This is a genomic window from Vibrio sp. MEBiC08052, from assembly GCF_001506075.1.
Lineage (GTDB): Bacteria > Pseudomonadota > Gammaproteobacteria > Enterobacterales > Vibrionaceae > Vibrio.
In genome coordinates, this window is sequence record NZ_KQ947475.1 from 3906141 (window position 1) to 3924765 (window position 18625).

Annotated in this window: 11 protein-coding genes and 2 pseudogenes; 6 read left to right on the forward strand and 7 right to left on the reverse strand. The window is 47.0% G+C overall.

The annotated features are described in order from the left end of the window. Position 1: 1 nt before the first annotated feature. Positions 2-3295, forward strand: coding sequence for a type I restriction endonuclease subunit R (locus VRK_RS16800; protein ID WP_059122442.1), 3294 nt, complete (start codon positions 2-4; stop codon positions 3293-3295). A 133-nt stretch (positions 3296-3428) separates the two neighbouring features. On the opposite strand, the gene VRK_RS16805 is transcribed toward VRK_RS16800, so the two are convergent. The 5 genes and pseudogenes from VRK_RS16805 to VRK_RS16820 form a co-directional block, all read right to left on the reverse strand. After that, positions 3429-4307: a HEPN domain-containing protein gene (locus VRK_RS16805; protein ID WP_059122443.1), complete on the reverse strand. Its 879-nt coding sequence runs from the start codon at positions 4305-4307 to the stop codon at positions 3429-3431. Between the two features lie 277 nt (positions 4308-4584). Beyond that, positions 4585-5067, reverse strand: coding sequence for a helix-turn-helix transcriptional regulator (locus VRK_RS16810; RefSeq protein WP_059122444.1), 483 nt, complete (start codon positions 5065-5067; stop codon positions 4585-4587). Then, positions 5052-6417, reverse strand: a pseudogene (locus VRK_RS16815) (type II toxin-antitoxin system HipA family toxin). The gene VRK_RS16810 and the pseudogene VRK_RS16815 overlap by 16 nt, the downstream one beginning before the upstream one ends. Positions 6418-6690: 273 nt before the next feature. Further along, positions 6691-6821 (reverse strand): annotated as a pseudogene (locus VRK_RS20730) (DDE-type integrase/transposase/recombinase); the annotation flags it as partial. A gap of 163 nt (positions 6822-6984) precedes the next feature. After that, positions 6985-9342, reverse strand: a complete 2358-nt coding sequence (locus VRK_RS16820) for a glycoside hydrolase family 3 N-terminal domain-containing protein (RefSeq protein ID WP_059122445.1) — start codon at positions 9340-9342, stop codon at positions 6985-6987. A gap of 868 nt (positions 9343-10210) precedes the next feature. On the opposite strand from VRK_RS16820, the gene VRK_RS16825 reads away from it, so the two are divergent. Together VRK_RS16825 and VRK_RS16835 are read left to right on the forward strand one after the other, a co-directional pair. Further along, positions 10211-11386: a carbohydrate-binding protein gene (locus VRK_RS16825; RefSeq protein WP_082671423.1), complete on the forward strand. Its 1176-nt coding sequence runs from the start codon at positions 10211-10213 to the stop codon at positions 11384-11386. A gap of 278 nt (positions 11387-11664) precedes the next feature. Then, positions 11665-12702, forward strand: a complete 1038-nt coding sequence (locus tag VRK_RS16835) for a tetratricopeptide repeat protein (protein ID WP_157371944.1) — start codon at positions 11665-11667, stop codon at positions 12700-12702. A 120-nt stretch (positions 12703-12822) separates the two neighbouring features. Here the strand turns inward: VRK_RS16835 and puuE are convergent, their stop codons facing one another. Both puuE and VRK_RS16845 read right to left on the reverse strand, forming a co-directional pair. Continuing rightward, positions 12823-13737, reverse strand: a complete 915-nt coding sequence (gene puuE / locus VRK_RS16840; RefSeq protein ID WP_059122448.1) for an allantoinase PuuE — start codon at positions 13735-13737, stop codon at positions 12823-12825. A gap of 24 nt (positions 13738-13761) precedes the next feature. Next, positions 13762-14436 (reverse strand): GntR family transcriptional regulator, encoded by a 675-nt coding sequence (locus VRK_RS16845; protein ID WP_059122449.1) that lies wholly within the window; start codon positions 14434-14436, stop codon positions 13762-13764. Positions 14437-14768: 332 nt separating this feature from the next. Here VRK_RS16845 and VRK_RS16850 point away from each other — a divergent pair, with 332 nt between their 5' ends. From VRK_RS16850 to VRK_RS16865, 3 genes are all read left to right on the forward strand, one after another. Next, a complete protein-coding gene (locus VRK_RS16850; protein ID WP_231735794.1) occupies positions 14769-16217 on the forward strand; it encodes an NCS1 family nucleobase:cation symporter-1 in 1449 nt (482 codons plus the stop codon). A 962-nt stretch (positions 16218-17179) separates the two neighbouring features. Further along, positions 17180-17929: a transporter substrate-binding domain-containing protein gene (locus VRK_RS16860; protein ID WP_331456295.1), complete on the forward strand. Its 750-nt coding sequence runs from the start codon at positions 17180-17182 to the stop codon at positions 17927-17929. Between the two features lie 16 nt (positions 17930-17945). Continuing rightward, complete coding sequence (locus VRK_RS16865; protein WP_059122452.1) at positions 17946-18614, forward strand: amino acid ABC transporter permease; 669 nt, start codon at positions 17946-17948, stop codon at positions 18612-18614. Positions 18615-18625 lie beyond the last annotated feature (11 nt).

An 18625-nucleotide genomic window follows, 5' to 3' on the forward strand; every position in this document is an offset into this window, starting at 1 on the left:
TATGACGACCACTTTTACAGAAGCTAAGTTGGAACAAGCCATCATCGCGATGCTGGGGCAACACCAAAGTGTCTCGGGCAACACCGTTTATCCGCATTTTATCGGCCGTGATATTCCGCGCGCCAGCGAAGAAGAGGTGTTAATCCTCGATGATTTGCGTGCGTTCCTCGCTGAGCGTTATCAAGCCGATGGCATTACCGATGCTGAAATCGACGCAATGATTCGCCAGTTGCAAACCCTGCCCGCCAGTGATTTGTATCAGAGCAATAAAACCTTCTGTCAGTGGTTAAATAATGGTTTCCTGTTCAAACGTGACGATCGCAAGCAAAAAGATCTCTATATCGAATTGATCGATACCCAAGCCTTGTCGCAGCGGCTCAATGCGATGTTTGTTGCAGGCGATGCCACCATTGGCGATGATCACAACCGTTACCGTTTAGTCAGCCAACTAGAGATTATCGGCACCGATCAGCAAAAACGCATTCCGGATGTCATTTTATATGTCAACGGCCTGCCGCTGGTGGTGTTTGAATTGAAATCGGCCGTGCGTGAAGAAGCGACGACGACTTACCATGCTTGGGACCAGTTGACTAATCGTTATCGCCGCGATATTCCCAAACTGTTTGTCTATAACGCCCTGTGTATCATCAGCGATGGCGTGAATAACAAAATGGGCAACCTGTTCGCTCCGTATGAGTATTTCTATTCATGGCGCAAAATTACCGGCAATGAATCTAATGAGAAGCAGGGCATCGATTCACTCAATGCCATGGTCAACGGATTGTTTCATCCCACTCGTTTATTAGATGTGATCAAAAATTTCGTCTTCTTCCCGGATACCAGTAAAAAAGAACAAAAAATTTGCTGTCGTTACCCGCAGTATTACGCGGCACGTAAGCTGTATTACAACATCAGAAAAGAGCGTAAAGTGCTCGATGCCGGTGGTAATGTCGTGCCGTGTGAAGCGGGTGGCAGCGGTAAGGGGGGCACTTACTTTGGTGCCACGGGCTGCGGCAAAAGTTTTACCATGCAGTTTCTGGCTCGCTTGCTGATGAAAAGCGTCGATTTTGCCAGCCCAACCATTGTGCTGATTACAGATCGTACCGATCTGCATGAACAGCTATCTAAGCAGTTTTGTAATGCCACCACGTATATTGGTGATGAAGTGGTTGAACCGGTTACCAGCCGTCAGGATTTGCGTGACAAATTAGCCGGGCGCGCCAGTGGTGGTGTGTTCCTGACCACCATTCATAAGTTTACCGAAGACATCAAACTGCTGACCAATCGCTGTAATGTGGTGTGTATTTCTGATGAAGCGCACCGCAGCCAAATTAATCTTGATCTAACAATCAAAGTGGATCAGAACAAAGGCACGGTGAAAAAGACCTACGGCTTTGCTAAATACCTGCATGACTCATTACCCAATGCCACATATGTTGGCTTTACCGGGACACCGATCGACGCCACGCTGGATGTGTTTGGTGACCCGGTAGACAGTTACACCATTGCTGAATCTGTCAATGATGAAATCACCGTGCGGATTGTCTATGAAGGCCGTGCGGCTAAAGTGATTTTGGATAACAGCAAGCTTGAAGAGATAGAAAAATATTATCAAGCGTGCGAGCAAGCGGGTGCGAATGAGCATCAGATTGAAGAGAGCAAGAAAGCCACGGCCAATATGAATACTATTCTGGGAGATCCGGATCGCATCCAAATGTTGGCTGAAGACTTTGTCACCCATTACGAGAAACGGGTTGAGGAAGGTGCGACCGTCAAAGGCAAGGCGATGTTTGTCTGTGCCAGTCGTGAGATTGCTTATGGCTTCTACCAAGCGGTGAAAGTTCTGCGTCCTCTTTGGTTTATAGAAAAAGGGTTTGAGACGCAACAAGCCATTGAGGGGATTGCGCTGACCGACAAAGACCAAAAAGAGCTGCTGGCATTACCGATGGTCAATATGGTGATGACGCGTAGCCAAGACGATGTCGCTGAAATGTATGCACTGCTTGGTACTAAGGATTATCGCAAAGAGCTGGATAAGCAGTTTAAAAATCCGCAGTCGAATTTTAAAATCGCCATTGTGGTAGATATGTGGTTAACCGGATTTGATGTGCCGGAGCTTGATACCATCTACATCGATAAGCCACTGCAAAAGCACAACCTGATTCAAACCATTTCGCGGGTCAATCGCAAGTTTGAAGGTAAGGATAAAGGGTTGGTGGTTGATTATATCGGGATTAAATCCCGCATGAATCAGGCGCTTGCGATGTATTCCAAAGTCGATGGAAGCAACTTTGAGGAGACTCAACAATCGTTGATTGAAGTGCGTAACCACTTGCACCTGTTGGCGCAGATGTTCCATCACTTCGATAGTCAGGATTACTTTGCCGAGAATCCGGTCAATCAACTGGCATGTTTGAATCGTGCGGCAGAGTTTGCGCTGCAAACCAAAAAGATTGAATTGCGCTTTATGGGGCTGGTGAAACGCCTGAAAGCCGCTTATGACGTGTGTGTCGGCAGTGACGCGATCACGCAAGCGGAACGTGAGCAGATTCATTTTTATATCGCGGTACGGTCGATTGTGTACAAACTGACTAAAGGGGATGCGCCCGATACCGCGCAAATGAATGCGCGAGTCCGGGAGATGATTGCTGAAGCCATTCGTGCCGATGGGGTTGAGGAAATCTTTACCCTCGGGCAAGACAAAGCGGAAACCATCGATATTTTTGATGATGCCTACATGGATCGCATCAATAAAATCAAACTGCCCAATACCAAAATGCAGTTGCTGCAAAAAATGCTGCAAAAAGCCATCAATGAATTTAAAAAGGTGAACCAACTGCAAGGGATTAATTTCTCGAAACGCTTTCAGGCACTGGTGGACACGTACAATGAGCGCAAAGAAAACGATGCATTGAACGGCGAAGAGTTCGATACCTTTAGCCAAGAGATGACCGATATGATCTACAACATCCGCAGTGAAATGATGTCGTTTGAAGACATTGGTATCGATATGGAAGAGAAAGCTTTTCTCGATATTCTGGAGCATATGTGTACCAAGTATCATTTTACTTACGATAACGACAAGATGTTAGCGCTCGCACAACAGATGAAAGTGGTGGTGGATAACACCGCGCAGTACCCGGACTGGAGCAACCGTGATGACATCAAAGCCAAACTCAAAGTCGATTTAATTCTGCTACTACATCAGTTCGGCTTTCCGCCTATCGCAAACGATGATGTGTATAAAAGCGTGTTAGAGCAGGCGGTGAACTATAAAAAGCATATGAACGCATAAATCGCCTCTGCCTCTCCGATAGCCGGTCTCTCAGCCAGATTGGCTATCCCTTATTGTCCCAAGTCTCTGGACCCGAGCACCTCAGTCCAATTTGAGTTGATCACGATAATTTGAGTTGACTACTACAAAACAACTAGGGTGCTATCCTCCCGCGACAAACCCGTTCCGTCATCTCCCGTAATTTGTCCACTTCACTTTGTAAATACGTCAGCTCTTCGGCGGTGATTTCGTAATGTTCGGAATAGCGGGCATCGATGTAGGCGCGTTTGAGGCGCTGGAAGCTGCGGCGGTGGAACTTGTTTTCCATCGGGAATAACTCGGCAAAGGCCGGGTCTTGCTGGGCACACATCGAGCGCAGGCTTTCAATATTGTGGGTTTTGGGCAGATAGTTGGTACACACCAATAGGGTGCAGGCGAACAGGCGTTCGGTGGCCTGATGAAGCTCAAAAGCAGCGATCGGATAATCTTCGCGTTCAATACAGTGGCCGTAATTGAGGTAAAACGATTCTGCATTAGCAAACCAACGTTTAAAGTGTTTTGCTGCAATCGAACGTGATTCTTCCTCACTTAAATTCCCCGGCATGGGCAGTTCCCGCTTATCGGCGCTGAACAGTTCAATGCCCTGTTCTCGAATATCTTTAAAGAAGTAGTGACCTTGCTGAAGTTGCTGATGGACTTCATTGAGTGTGTGGACGATCAAGCCGAGTGGGGCAGAGGTGACCCGACGCGCAATCTGCTCTTCGGCACTGTGCCACACCGCGTACTCTTCGACCAATGCCGAGCGGTTGACGATCACCAGAATATCGTAGTCGCTGATATAACCGTTGGGGCGGTCGCTGACCCATGAGCCTTTGGCATGGCTGCCAAACAGGATAATTTTAAGGATCCGAAACTCAGCTTTACTGCCATTTTTGTTGCGTAAGAAATCATCCAGCGTATCGCGTAATACGGTGGTAATGGTGTGAAGTTCTTGTTGCTTCCGCTCCGGGAGGTGGTCGAGTGCTGTTTTCATCGCGGTTATCCTACTATGAGCCGGGGGTAAAACAAACCGTTACCGCATCGTTCGGTGTTGTTTTTGTTGATGATTTGCGGTTTTGTCATGGTGATACCCGGCTGTGATTTGATGTCGGTATCGTGAGCGATTTTGTTGGTGGTGGCGATATACGCAGGGGCACTTTGCGACACAATTCAGGAAAAATCATACTTTTCTAATGCTTGTGGGATATATTGCGCTGCCACTTGGAGGCAACCCGGATACCTTGAGCATAAGAAAGCAGATACAGGACATTTTACCCAGCCTCACCATCTATTAATAGCGATTTTAACACATCGGGAGAAGACGGTAGCATTCCGACTTTTAAGCCAAATGGTTTGAATACCTTGTTGAGAATCTCTGTATTGTAGCTGCCCCGATCATTCTCTATATCTGAGAGTGTTTTTCTTGAGACATCGACAAGTCTTGCGAACACATCCTGTTTGAGTCCCAGTATATTAATGCGCAAACTTTTCAACGCTCGGCCTTGTGTTAGCTCTCCAAGCAATAAGTGTTTGATGATTTTGTTTGCCTCGGTTTTGCGTTCTGCTGCACTTACTGCTTTGGTGTTTTTTGAGGTTTTCGATCTAGTCGGAGTATTAAGTTGCGATCGTTCTTTGGTCGAATGAGTTGCATTCGTCCCAGTCTTGGGCTGATGTTGATTTCGGTTTGCTCTTAGACGAGCCACCGTATCTTGTACGGACTCTTTATTGCTTGGCTTATTCATAGTAGCCCCCATTTAGTGAGCTTTTCTGGATATATGAATTAAGTCCAACAGGCTGGCATCTCCAAGATTTGTTCTGGTACTCCTCGTAACGCTAGTCTCTGCTTTAAGTCAATGCATTTACTTGCAGTAACCTCTAGCTCTTGTAATAACACTTCTTTTGGCACGAGATCAGATAAGGTGTCCGCTATTCCGACGAAGTCGTAAGTTCCGCCAACCTCTAGTGGGGCTTTCCATTTTGTTGTTCTTGGAATGCCTTCAGGATCAGCTTTCATTGGTGCGAAGTCGTAAACGGGAGCAAGCTTTATGACTCCATCACCTTTTAAGAATGAAGTGTTTCTGCCATGGTTATCACTATTACCAAACAAGATGTTGAGTAGATCTCTCTTCACCCATTCAATGACGAAAGCCTGGGTATCAAACCTATACCTTTGGTGTTTAACCATATTGCTTTCAGTAATTTTTTCTATGAGAGTTCGGATTGTTGTTTCGTGATCAAGAGTGACCCCAGCGCCTTTGTTCAAAATGGAATACACAGATTCCATGCCAAATCTCTCTATTTGTTGCTCAATTAATTTGAACATCAAATCGAGGAAGCCACAAGGAAGGGTAGTTTAATCCTTCCTCCAAGCGCATACCGTCGGTGGAGATCGTTTCAACTCCCATTTCAGTTAGCTCGTGGTAGAAGTAGAACTCAGCTCTTAGAATATTACAGTCGATGGTGCTTCTTGAGCCTCTAGGGTACTTTACTAAGTAATGTAAGTCGTGGTTGCTATTGTCATCTTGGTATGGATCAATCCATATTTTTTCGCTGCCAGATCCATGATCGAAACCACATCTGAGGATCAGTTTTGGCGCTTCACCTCCAGCCCCAGTTGCACCACCTGCGGCTGCCCCTCTTTGCTGTGCGTAGTCGAGGAAATCACCTGCTCGATTTTTAACATCATCAACAGAGAAGTAGAGGTTGTCTGCTACTTCGTAGCGCTCAGGAAGAGAGTCTTTTATTCTTAAGTTACCAATAGGCGACATCGTGCCAAATTTGAGCAAAACATAGTCTTGTTCATCATAACTAAGATCTTCAATATCTAGGTATTTAACCCAGTACCGTCTACTAGCACCGCTAGGCATAATATCGTCTAGAAACGTTAACCATCCAGGTTTACCCATGTCATCAAAAAAGAATGAGACAGGGTGGTTTAGTGAAACAGCGTGAAAGTCATCTTTATCGTGATGTTCTAGCGCATAGTCGCCGAGGTAGTTGAGTTCAGTCACTCGGAAATTATGTTGGCTACTTTTAGGGAATGAGATGATACCAATATCTATCCATTCACCTCTGATAAAAGCTTGTATGGTTAGTTCTTCCATCGACAACACCTCTACTTATCAATGAGTAAAACTTTACTCTTAAAGTCATTTTTTTTCAAGTAATGAGTAAAAACTTACTCATTAATGCGGAGGGATACTATTTATGAGTAAATTATTACCCATAGGATGCAAATCAAAATTGTTGATGAGCAGAATGGATTGTTTTAGCTATGAAAGCTGCGATAGGGAGTGGGGCGTTAATTGTTTGTGAATAGCCACCGAGTCAGTAGACACTAGTTAGTCTTCTCTCATATTGCTTCTCATACTCTACAGGTGACAATTACCTCGACGGCTCATACTGGCTTCTAGTCCATATTGCTTTAAGAACTCGTTCCAGTCGTGACTTGTATACTGGCTACCTTGATCGGAATGTACAAGACCTTTTGGATTGGAGAACGTCGCCATGACCCATTTGGTTTCCGGCTCCAACTGACGGAGCGCTGTCACCTCTGGCATTTACGTGGAATGGATTATCATCACTAAGAGGGGGCAGCATGTCATGCTGCCCCCTCTTTCTGCTTTCTTCTTTCTGTTTTTTCGGTCAAATGTCCGAAGCCGGAATATGGCTTATTCTACCGTGATATCACAGACCATGTGCCATGCTTGCGACAGCACTTTTTTACCTGAGCAGACCTCGATGGTGTGGCGCGATTCAATCTCTTGTGAGGAACGGCCAATCATCAGCTCAAACTCACCCCCTTCAACGACCCGTTGGTTGGAAGCATCGGTAAAATTCAGCATATCCACCGGTAAATGGAAGGTGACGGTTTTCTGCTCTCCGGCTTTCAGGAAAACCTTTTTAAAACCTTTCAGCTCCTTCACCGGACGAACAACGGAACAGACTTTATCCCGCACGTATAATTGCACAACTTCCGCACCGTCACGCTCACCGCTATTGGTAATCGTGACCGACAGCGCGACCGACTCATCAAAATCATATTCAGTTTTGGCAAGTGTCGCATTGCTGTAATCGAAGTGGGTATAACTGAGCCCAAAGCCGAAGTTGAACTGAGAACCAAAGTGGAATGCGATCGGGGTGCCTGAGCTTTTCAGTTTATGGTTGTAGAAGTAGGGCACTGCACCGATATTTTTCGGGATCGACACCGTCAGGCGGCCGCTTGGGTTGATCACGCCCGTCAGCATATCTGCGATGGCGTCGGCACCGCCTTGTCCCGGCTCCCAGCCGTAAACAATGGCAGCGGCTTCGTCTTCAGCACGTCCCAAATGATATGGCCGACCACCAGTGACGAGGATGACAACGGGTTTACCGCGATCCAAAGCCGCATCAAGCAGTTGTTGCTGGACGCCCGGCAGGTTGAGCGAATCTGCATCCGAGCCTTCACCGATAGTGCCGGTTTGGAACAAACCAGCCAGATCGCCGACACACACAACGGCGACATCTGCATCATCAATGATCGACACAGATGAGGCAATCGCGGATGTATCCAAACTGACGGGTGAAACTTTGTCTTGCGTTACCGCCATATCCACATCACCGGGGAATACCGGTGCGCCGCTTTCGCGTTTGGTGAGAATGTCGCAGCCTTTTTGATAACCAACCAGAGTGACCCGTTCCGCCAACGCTTCTTTAATCGATTTTGCCACACGCTCGGTGGCATTCACTCCGGCAAAAATGAGATGGACGGGGAAGCTATAGCCGGAAAGCAGCGCCAAAGGATCATCGGCCGTCGGCCCGATGAGCGCCACTTTGCTCTGTTTTGACAGGGGCAGATGACCATCGTTTTTCAGCAAGACAATCGATTCCGCCGCAGCTTGGTAAGCCAATTTTTCACTCACTTCATTATGCAGTGCTTCGGTCGGAACCGGGGTGTAAGGGTTTTCAAATAAACCGAGTTCAAATTTGACTGACAAAACGCGTGCAACAATTTCATTAATTTTTGCTTCTGTAATTAAACCGCGTTCGATGGCTTGGGTGAGGTAAATGGCACATGTGTCGTCCGGTAATTCAACATCAAGCCCGGCGTTAAAGGATTGTGCTGCCGCATCGACGCGATCTGTTGCAGTGGCATGGTGTTCGCTCAGCAGCTCAACACCGCCGTAGTCAGCGACGACTAAACCATCAAAGCCCCATTGATGACGCAGTACCTCGGTCAGCAAGTATGTAGAACTATGACAGGGTTCACCGTCGATATCATGATAAGCCGGCATTACAGACCCGGCATTACCGAGTTTTACTGCCATTTCAAACGGCAACAGGAACGTATCATTGAGCGTTTTAAAACCAATATTGACCGGCGCATGATTCCGCGCGCCTTCACTGGCAGAGTGGCCGGCATAGTGTTTCAGCGTGGCGATAAAGTCCCGGTTTTTGCCTTGTAATCCTTTGACATAGCTGGTGGCCATCATGCCGACAAGGTAAGGATCTTCGGCTAATGTCTCTTCGGTACGCCCCCAGCGGACATCGCGAGATACATCCAACACCGGAGATAACCCTTGTTTGGCACCGACAGCTCTTGCCTGACGGCTGATATCTTGCGCGACTTGTTCGATCAATTCCGGGTTCCAGGTGTGACCATAATTGATTGACGCGGGATATAGGGTCGCGTCTTTTGCCATCAGGCCGACGAGGCACTCCTCGTGGGCAATTGCAGGGATTCCCAACCGGGTTTCTTCGACCAGATATTTTTGCAGTTGATTGAGTGCTTTGACGCCAGCCCCGGCATCGACAATATGTGTGCCGAGAGGGCGCGTGATCTGTCCGAGACCATGCATGAGCTTTTCTTTGACGGAACGCGAAACAGTCTGATTCGAGAATTCCAGTTCACGTTCTTGGTGATCGCCCTGTTCGTCGAGTATCAGCCATTGCGCGCCTAACTGCGCGATTTTTTCCTCGATTGTCATCTGTGACAGTAGATCATGAACACGTTCAGACGTTGTGTAGCTCGCATCTTTGTATATTGACATAAACAAGTTCCTATCATTGAAGATTCTGTCCATTTTGACGCAGTCTTGCAAAGCTGCATTTATTCAAATTCACGATCAGGTTACGTTATTTTGTAAATGTGATTCAAATAGAAAAAACTGTAGTAGCACGACATATTTTTGTGAGGCAAATCTCCGCTACTGAATCATGATGATAACGATAAAGGAATGATATTATTTAAATAAAATGTTGATGTAACATGTAAGTCGTGGGGTTTAAAATAGAACAATGCATAATAATAACATTCAATATATGAGATGTTTATCTATTCATCAATGTATTTGTGATTGTTTCTTATTTTTAATGAACATCGCTTGAACGGTTTTTAAAATTACATATTTATTTGTGATTGATTAAATAACAGATGACGAATAACGTTTGATTCTGGCGGTATCGGGAATATTGTTGTGTAGTTTGTTTTCCTCCTGAACCCGCCGCTCAGCAATACTTGTGCTCTCTGTGTTTGTGCAGCGTGTTTGTATAGCGAAGACCAATGCACGATCTTACCTGATAACTTGATGTTCAGATTTTATGCATCTGCTGATTTTTATTCTCTATATCATATCGCTCAGTATATTTAAAAATAATGAAAATAAGTTTTTATATATCGGGTTATAAATGAAAATGACATTGTTATTAATTACATGTCCGGATTCATTTAATTGATAGTTTTAGTTTATTTTTGTGATTATTTTGCGGAGGTATTCATTTAATAAATGTCAAAACTTGATCTGATACGCAAATAAGTGAATATCCGTATTGCTATGCTTCCCTGAGTTTTATTTTAATTATTGTTGTGATGTTTATGTCTGTCTTGGTTTGATGACGATACGTGGATTGAGGATAAAGATGAAAATGAAATTAAATACTGCATTGAGCTTAATTGGGTGTGCTTTGTTTTCACACTCAGCGATGAGTTCGGACTGGCAGCTCGTCTGGCAGGATGAATTTACCAACCGCATTAGCCCTGATTGGGTATTTGAAACCGGTAATGGCAGCAACGGCTGGGGGAATCAGGAGTTGCAATATTATCAACGACAAAATGCCACGGTTGAACAAGGGAACTTGGTGATTACCGCCAAACGTGAAAATGTCAATGGTTTCCGCTATACATCATCGCGGATGAAAACGCAGGGCTTGGCGTCATTCCGTTATGGTCGTGTCGAAGCCCGTATTCGTTTACCGAATGGCAGCGGTCTGTGGCCTGCATTCTGGATGCTGGGCAGCAACATCGATAGTGTTGGCTGGCCGCGCTGTGGTGAACTGGACATCATGGAACATATCAATACCGAGAGCCAAATCTACGGCACTGCGCACTGGGAAGAAAATGGTCATGCGAGCTACTCCAGCCCGAGTTATAACCTCGATGCAAGTCAATACCATAACTATGCAATCGAGTGGGATGAAAATGAAATTCGCTGGTATGTCGATGGCAATATGTATCATGTGATGAGCATTGCCAATAATGCCGGCGGTACCGAAGAGTTACACAACGATTTCTTCTTATTACTCAATATGGCGGTTGGTGGCCAGTGGCCCGGATTCAATATTGATGAAAGTAAACTCCCCGCGAAGATGTATGTCGATTATGTTCGGGTTTACCGCGATGCCGATCGCCCCTCCGATGAGCCGTCAAACGATTTCCCAAAACAGATTGAAGCTGAAGATTATACCAATATGAAAGGGGTCGGAACCGGGCCGAGTAACGATGTCGGCGGTGGTGACAGTGTTGGCTGGATCGACACCGGTGACTGGATGTCCTACGGCAATATCAACATTCCGACCTCAGGCAACTATCGTATTGACTACCGTGTTTCGAGCTTAAACGGTGGCGGGCGCTTGTCGTTGGATCACTCATCTGGCTCAACCGTTTTAGGCTATCTGGACATTGGTGCTACCGGTGGCTGGGACAAGTGGACGACCTTATCACATACCGTGCATATCAATGCCGGGACTTATAACTTTGGAATCTATGCCCAACAGGGAGGCTTTAACTTGAACTGGTGGCGGATAACCAAGTTATAACGCTTGGCTTATCAGTCACAGATACCCCCACGAGACTGAGTCTTGTCGGTGCATCCACCAGTGACGGCGCGAATCTGGTTCAGGAAACCGGTATTTCGGGGGAGCAGTTCGGTTTAAGTCGCTGGATCTTTTGCCCGGATGACAAATCCCCATGCATGGTCATGTGTGGGGATTTTTAATAGAGCGGTGGGTACGGTGAACGCTGTGGTTGATCCGGCGCGCCCAAAAAAACTGACCAGATATCGGGAGAGATTCCGACATCCGTCAGGATCCTGTATTTGAAGGCATTCTGGCAAACGGCTATGCTTGAGTCAGCACAATACCGGGGTAACGGTGGCAACATAACGATGACGCATGGCTATGAACTGGGTCTGAAACTTTATAAAGCAAATCACTATTCGAAAGCGTTTGTGCTGTTTCAATCGCTGGCGCAGGATGGTGACATTCTTGCGCAGGCGATATTGGCTCATATGTATCACAACGGTGAAGGTGTGCGGCAGGATAATCAAACCGCCTCATTCTGGTATCAGCAAGCAGCAGAGCGGGGGCATGCCATTTCCCAATACAATCTCGGCAATCAGTTCAGAGATGGCAACGGGGTTGAACAAAATTATCGCCTGGCGATGCAATGGTATCAAAAGGCCGCAGAACAAGGTCTGCCCGAAGCTCAGGTGGATATCGGTCGTCTCTACTATTATGGTCTCGGGGTTGCCAGAGATTATCAAAAAGCCTTTGCGTGGAATCAAAAAGCGGCCGCGTGTGGGTTAGCTGAAGCACAGGCCAATGTTGGCACCATGTATCGGTACGGACAAGGTGTTGCTCAGGATCTTGCTTTGGCTTATCAATGGTTACTGAAAGCGGCAGAGCAAGGTTCCCCGGTTGCCATGAGTCAGATCGGCGTCATGCATCTGGAAGGTCAGGGAGTTGAACGCAACGCACAACAAGCCTTGCCATGGTTAATGAAAGCTGCCCGTTCAGGGGTTGCCCAAGCCCAATATCAGGTCGGGATCTGTTATCTGGAAGGACACGTGGTGAAAAAGTCGCCCCGGAAAGCTTTCACATGGTTGCAAAAGGCCGCCTTTCAAGGGGATGGCTTGGCGCAGTATCATCTCGGGCTAATGTATATTCACGGTATGGCGGTACCGGTCGATAAAGTGGGAGGGTATGCGTGGTGGATTCTGGCTGCACAATCTACTGAACAGGCACGGATTCAGTCCGCAAATCTGGCGCTCAGTCTGTCATTCTTTGATCGTGCGAAAGCCAAACTCAGAGCTAAAGAACTACAGAAATTGATCGATGAGGGCATTGAGACCTGAGCCGTCTCGGCCTGAACCACTGAAAGCTGAAACGTAGCGCTCGGACAGCCGGGCGTGCAATAGACGAGTTCAGTCATTGAAGACTGAACTCAGTCTCGGTTGGTTTGATTTTGAGAAGGGTTAAATGGCGGGCGGATGCGTCTTAATCCAGTGTCGGGCAATATCTTCCCGCTTGGCGATCCAGACGTGATCGTGTGACTGGACATAATCGAGAAACTTCTTCAGCGCCATAAACCGACTCGGTTTCCCCAGAATCCGACAATGCATGCCAATCGACATCATTTTGGGGCAGTCTTTACCTTCTTCATATAAACAATCGAAATGATCTTTCAGGTACCGGAAGAATTCATCCCCGTGACTGAAACCATAAGGGGAAGCAAAGCGCATATCATTGGTATCAAGGGTATAAGGAATCACCAGATGCGGCTCGGCTTTACCTGCAACGGGCATCCAGAATGGTAGATCGTCTCCATAGTAATCAGAGTCATACAGCAAGCCATCTTGCTCGGCCACTAACTGACGCGTATTCGGGGAGTCGCGTCCGGTGTACCAGCCAATCGGGCGTTTACCGGTCAGGTTTTCAATGATATCCAGTGCTGCTTGCATATGCTGCCGTTCCTGATCGATAGGCATATTTTGATAATGAATCCATTTCAGACCATGACAGACAATCTCATGGTCCGCCTCGATAATCGCCTTGGTCACTGCCGGGTTACGTTGGAGTGCAGTCGCAATGCCGAAAATGGTCAATGGCAGCCTACGTTGATGAAATTCGTTCAGAATCCGCCAGACACCGACCCGGGAGCCGTATTCATACAAGGATTCCATACTCAGATGGCGTCCGGGATAAGGCTCGGCACCAAATATTTCAGAGAGAAATGTCTCGGCATGGTCGTCCCCATGCAGGACACAGTTTTCCCCGCCTTCTTCGTAATTCAAGACAAACTGCAATGCGATACGCGCCTGTCCCGGCCAGCGGGCATTCGGCACTGTGCGGCCATAGCCGATATAATCGCGGGGATTGTTCTCTTCCATGTGTAATTCCTTCCTTCGTTATCATTACTTTGCTGTTCCGGCAAAAATCTGCTGGAAATCAATGACGGTGGTTTGATCGTGTTCAAGCCTCAAAGAGGCACGGATATGATGAAGATGGTGTGTCATCCACTGTTGAGCCGCTTGCGTGTCTTGCCGATTGAGCAGCGCAACCAGCTCGGCATGATCGCCACAGTCACAGCTGACGCTGTGGTGTGAGCCAAATGCTGCAATGACCAATGAAGAGCGGTAGCAGAGTTGTTCGATAAAATCAGCCAGTACCGAGTTACCGGCCAGTTTCGCCAGTTCGTAGTGAAAACGAGCAGTGAGCTGAATGGAATCGGAGAGATGACCATGCTGTTCGGCCTCTTTTTCCTCGTGGATCATCTGGGTAAACCGCTCAGACTGCTGGGCATCCCAGCGCTGCTGTAGCTCAGGAATCAATAAGGGTTCGAGTAATATCCGGCTGCGTAACACTTCTTCTGCTTCTTGTCGGGTGGGGCGATTCACATGTGCGCCTTTATTGGGCTCAATCACCACAAACCGTTCTAATGCCAAACGTTGTAATACCTTGCGAATGCCTGTCCGGCTGACACCGAATGCTTCCGAGAGCCGATCTTCCGGCAGGCGCACGCCCGGTGCAAGTTGATGCTCGACAATTGCTTTGAGTATTTTCTGGTAAATTTTTTCATCATTCGACATCGCGGGTTCTCTTCGTATGACTTAGATTCTTTGACTAATGCATTTTGTATACAGTTTATGTCGGTCTGCTGTATACAGGCAATATATATACCATGGAAAGACACACTTGTTCAGGATGTTTTGCTTGCTTGAGGTTTCCGTGTGACTTGCACAGTGGCCGGCTCCCGAATCTTATCCCCGTGCACCATGAGGCTGCAAAATTGCATGGAATCAGTGCAATTCAGATGAACCATTTTGTCACAAATCCACGCACCATGCGGTTTTGTCATGAGATTTCAGATTGGCACATAAATTGTATTTATCATTGTATACAATCTTGACATGGAGAGTCGATGATGAAAACAACACAACTACCAACCAGCCCACGGCTGAGTAATGCAGATCTGGCCCCGGATACGGAACAAAAATGGGGATGGTATAGTATTTTTGCGTTCTGGATGTCTGATGTCCATAGTGTCGGCGGCTATGTTTTCGCTGCGAGCTTGTTTGCACTCGGACTGAATGGGATTCAGGTATTTATCAGTTTATTGGCCGGAATATCCATCGTGATGGTCTTTGCCAACCTGATGGGCAAGCCGGGTCAACAATCCGGTGCACCGTTTCCGGTCGTTGCCCGGATGTCATTCGGGGTGTTCGGGGCTAATATTCCTGCGGTGATTCGCGGGTTAATCGCGGTGGTCTGGTACGGGATTCAAACCTTTCTGGCTTCAAGTTCATTTATTATTTTGTTGTTGTACTTTTTTCCGCAGATGAGCAGCTTGGCAGATGATAGTTTCCTCGGATTATCCTATCTCGGCTGGATTGGCTTTAGTGCGATGTGGCTGATGCAAGCCATCGTCTTTATGTTTGGCATGGCGATGATTCGCAAAGTGATCGACTGGTCAGGGCCTGCTATTTATGTGGCGATGTTTGCGCTATGTCTGTACATGATTGACCGCGCCGGATGGGACAATATCAGCTTTAACCTGAGTAGCCACAATCTGGAAGGGTGGGACGCGATCACTCAGATGATCATTGCGATTGCACTGGTTGCCGGCTATTTCGCTGGCCCGACTCTCAACTTCAGTGATTTCTCGCGTTATTGCGGCAGCTATCAAAAGCTGAAGCTCGGCAACTGGCTGGGACTGCCGCTCAACTTTATTCTGTTTTCACTGTTCAGCGTGGTGATCGTTTCTGCCTCGATTCCGGTCTTTGGCGAGATGATTACCGATCCGGTTGAAACGGTCAAACGACTCGATTCAGGACTGATTACCGTGCTGGGCGCAATGACATTTATCTTTGCGACCGTTGGGATCAATATTGTGGCGAACTTTGTTGCCCCGGCATTTGATTTCTCAAATGTGTCACCGCAGAAGATCAGTTTCAAACTCGGTGGTTTTATCGCTGCGTTTGGCTCGGTACTGCTGACCCCGTGGAACCTGTTTAGCAACCCGGAAGTCATTCACTACACGGTGGATATTCTGGCTGCGATGATTGGTCCGTTGTATGGCATTATTTTGGTCGATTACTTCCTGATTAAAAAGGGTCAGATTGATGTTCCGTCGTTATATACCGAATCCCCGCAAGGGCAATACTGGTATGAAAATGGGGTGAACAGAAAGAGTATCTACGCCCTGGTTATTGCCGGTTTCGTTGCCGTCTGTGCCACATTCTGGGTCACAGAGCTTGCCAACTATGCGCTGTTTATCGGTGGTGGCGTTGCCGCCTCGACTTATCGTTTCCTGATGGAATCGGAGCGTGCACGTGTCGGCAGCTTGAAGCTGGCGAAACAGAAATCGTAACGAGCATCAAGGCTGTAACAACCCGGTTCGCCTTTGATCGAGTAAAGGCGAACCAACCGATTTTTATCATAAATCGGATCAATCAATCCACCACATCGCAGCCCAATCAAATTTTCAATCAATTGTGAATCTACACGCAAAAAAATGGCACCGAAGTGTTACCAAGCTGGGCTGCTGATGATGCACTGCGACATAATGACAATATATTGAGGCAGAACTGATGAGTGAATTTATCAAAGACAAATTAAAGTTGATTTCCGTCTCTGTCGTGCTCGCCGCATGTGCTTATTTTATTATGACATCACTGAATATGCTGTTGGGTGACAAAATATTGTGGTTATTGACGATCATAGTTGTATATTGGGTTGGATGGCGTTTAGTGCGGCTCTGGAAAATGTACAAATCAAAGCAAAGCTGATGTTCTAGTATGTTGGCAGATTCCTCTAGTTTAGACTGATTCGATTTTCAGGAGGGAGGTTATAGCCTCCTACCTGACATAGTAGACGATTATATTCGTTACGTGTTGCTACACTATGGTTTATTATGCCAGTATCATCGTGGTTAGCGGCATAATAAACCCAACGCACTACTTCCACAGGGTAATGTGTTGTTATTACTTCCATTTTTCCTTCTCCCTCTCCTTCAATTATCCAAGCGTAAATTGCTCCATTTTGGATAGGAAGTGTGGTCGAATTTAGAAACAGTACGCCATTTTTTGTTTGTGTTCCACTGCACCGTATTGGTTCATTAACTGCATGAGAATAGCCCAATGATGTGCGATGACGGATCGCTATAGTTATGTTTATTGATTTTATACTTAATAAAATCAATAAGATAAATTGTTAATTTTAAAATGGCACAATCGTTGCAGAATTTGATTTGATTGTTTCAATCGTTTCATGACAAGATAAGGGACTCAAATGAAATTACTTCGATTGTTTGCTATAGCAGTGGCTTCGGTCATGTGTATGGGATACGCGCTGACTGCGTCAGCCGATCAACTGGAAACCATCCATCAACGTGGGGTGTTAAAAGTGGCGGTGCCACAGGACTTTCCACCGTTTGGTTCTGTCGGAACTGACATGCAACCGCAGGGATATGATATCGATATGGCGGCCTACATTGCCAAGCAGATGAAGGTCAAACTGGAATTGGTGCCGGTTACCAGTGCCAACCGGATTCCGTATCTGCAAACGCAAAAAGTCAACTTGGTGATTTCAAGTATGGGTAAAAATCCGCAGCGTGAAAAAGCCATCGACTTCAGTGAAGCGTATGCGCCGTTTTATCTGGGCGTATTCGGTGCCGCAGACGAGCAAGTGACCTCGGCGGATGACTTGGCAGGTAAGACGGTCGGCGTGACGCGCGGTTCAGTGGAAGACCTTGAGTTAAGCAAACTGGCTCCGGCATCGGCAACGATCAAACGGTTTGAAGACAACAATGCTACGCTGTCGGCTTTCTTATCAGGGCAGATCAGTCTGATCGCGACCGGTAATCTGGTGGTGACTGAGATTGCGACGCGCTATCCGAATAAAGCACCACAGACCAAGTTTTTGCTGAAAAATTCCCCATGCTATGTCGGTGTGATGAAAGGTGAGAGTGCGTTGGTCAGCGAAGTGAACCGGTTGATCGAACAGGCGAAAGCCGACGGTGTATTGGAGCAGTTTTCACAAAAATGGCTCAAGGCACCGTTTCCGAAAGATTTAGGCGCTTAACCTCCGGGAGAACAGCATGAGTTATCAGCTAGACTATGCCGGACTCGCGCCATACCTGCCACAGTTTGTGGCAGGTGTCTGGACGACTGTGCAACTGACGGTAATTTCTACTGTGGCAGGGCTGGTGGTCGGCACACTGTGCGCGGCAGGGCGAACCGGACGTCAATCCGGGTTACGTTTGCTATGTGCCAGTTACATTGAAGTGACGCGCAATACCCCGTTTATTGTGCAGCTCTTTTTTATATTTTTCGGTTTACCGGCGCTCGGTCTCAAGCTTACCGCATGGGAGGCCGGTGTGATTGCCATGGTGTTCAATTTGGGTGCATACAGTGCGGAGATTATCCGGGCAGGGATTGATGCGGTGCCACAAGGGCAATGGGAAGCCGGCAAAACGCTGGGGCTGACCCGACGTCAAATCTTCATCCACATTGTTTTGCCACCGGCATACCAGCGGGTTTATCCGGCATTGGTGAGTCAGTGCATTATTGTGATGCTCGGTTCGGCGGTGGTATCGCAGATTTCGGTCGAAGACCTGACGTTTGCGGCAAACTTTGTGCAATCGCGTAGTTTTCTGAGCTTTGAATCTTACACATTAACCGCAGTGATTTATCTGGTGCTGGCGATTTTGATGCGCCAAGGATTCGCTTATCTTCGCTACCTTGCATTTAAAAACCCATCGTTATAGGAGAGATTCAG

Coding starts and splice junctions, on each gene's coding strand:
- VRK_RS16800 (WP_059122442.1), top strand. CDS start 2: ATGACGACCACTTTTACAGAAGCTAAGTTGGAACAAGCCATCATCGCG.
- VRK_RS16805 (WP_059122443.1), bottom strand. CDS start 4,307: ATGAAAACAGCACTCGACCACCTCCCGGAGCGGAAGCAACAAGAACTT.
- VRK_RS16810 (WP_059122444.1), bottom strand. CDS start 5,067: ATGGGGGCTACTATGAATAAGCCAAGCAATAAAGAGTCCGTACAAGAT.
- VRK_RS16820 (WP_059122445.1), bottom strand. CDS start 9,342: ATGTCAATATACAAAGATGCGAGCTACACAACGTCTGAACGTGTTCAT.
- VRK_RS16825 (WP_082671423.1), top strand. CDS start 10,211: ATGAAAATGAAATTAAATACTGCATTGAGCTTAATTGGGTGTGCTTTG.
- puuE (WP_059122448.1), bottom strand. CDS start 13,737: ATGGAAGAGAACAATCCCCGCGATTATATCGGCTATGGCCGCACAGTG.
- VRK_RS16845 (WP_059122449.1), bottom strand. CDS start 14,436: ATGTCGAATGATGAAAAAATTTACCAGAAAATACTCAAAGCAATTGTC.
- VRK_RS16850 (WP_231735794.1), top strand. CDS start 14,769: ATGATGAAAACAACACAACTACCAACCAGCCCACGGCTGAGTAATGCA.
- VRK_RS16860 (WP_331456295.1), top strand. CDS start 17,180: ATGTGTATGGGATACGCGCTGACTGCGTCAGCCGATCAACTGGAAACC.
- VRK_RS16865 (WP_059122452.1), top strand. CDS start 17,946: ATGAGTTATCAGCTAGACTATGCCGGACTCGCGCCATACCTGCCACAG.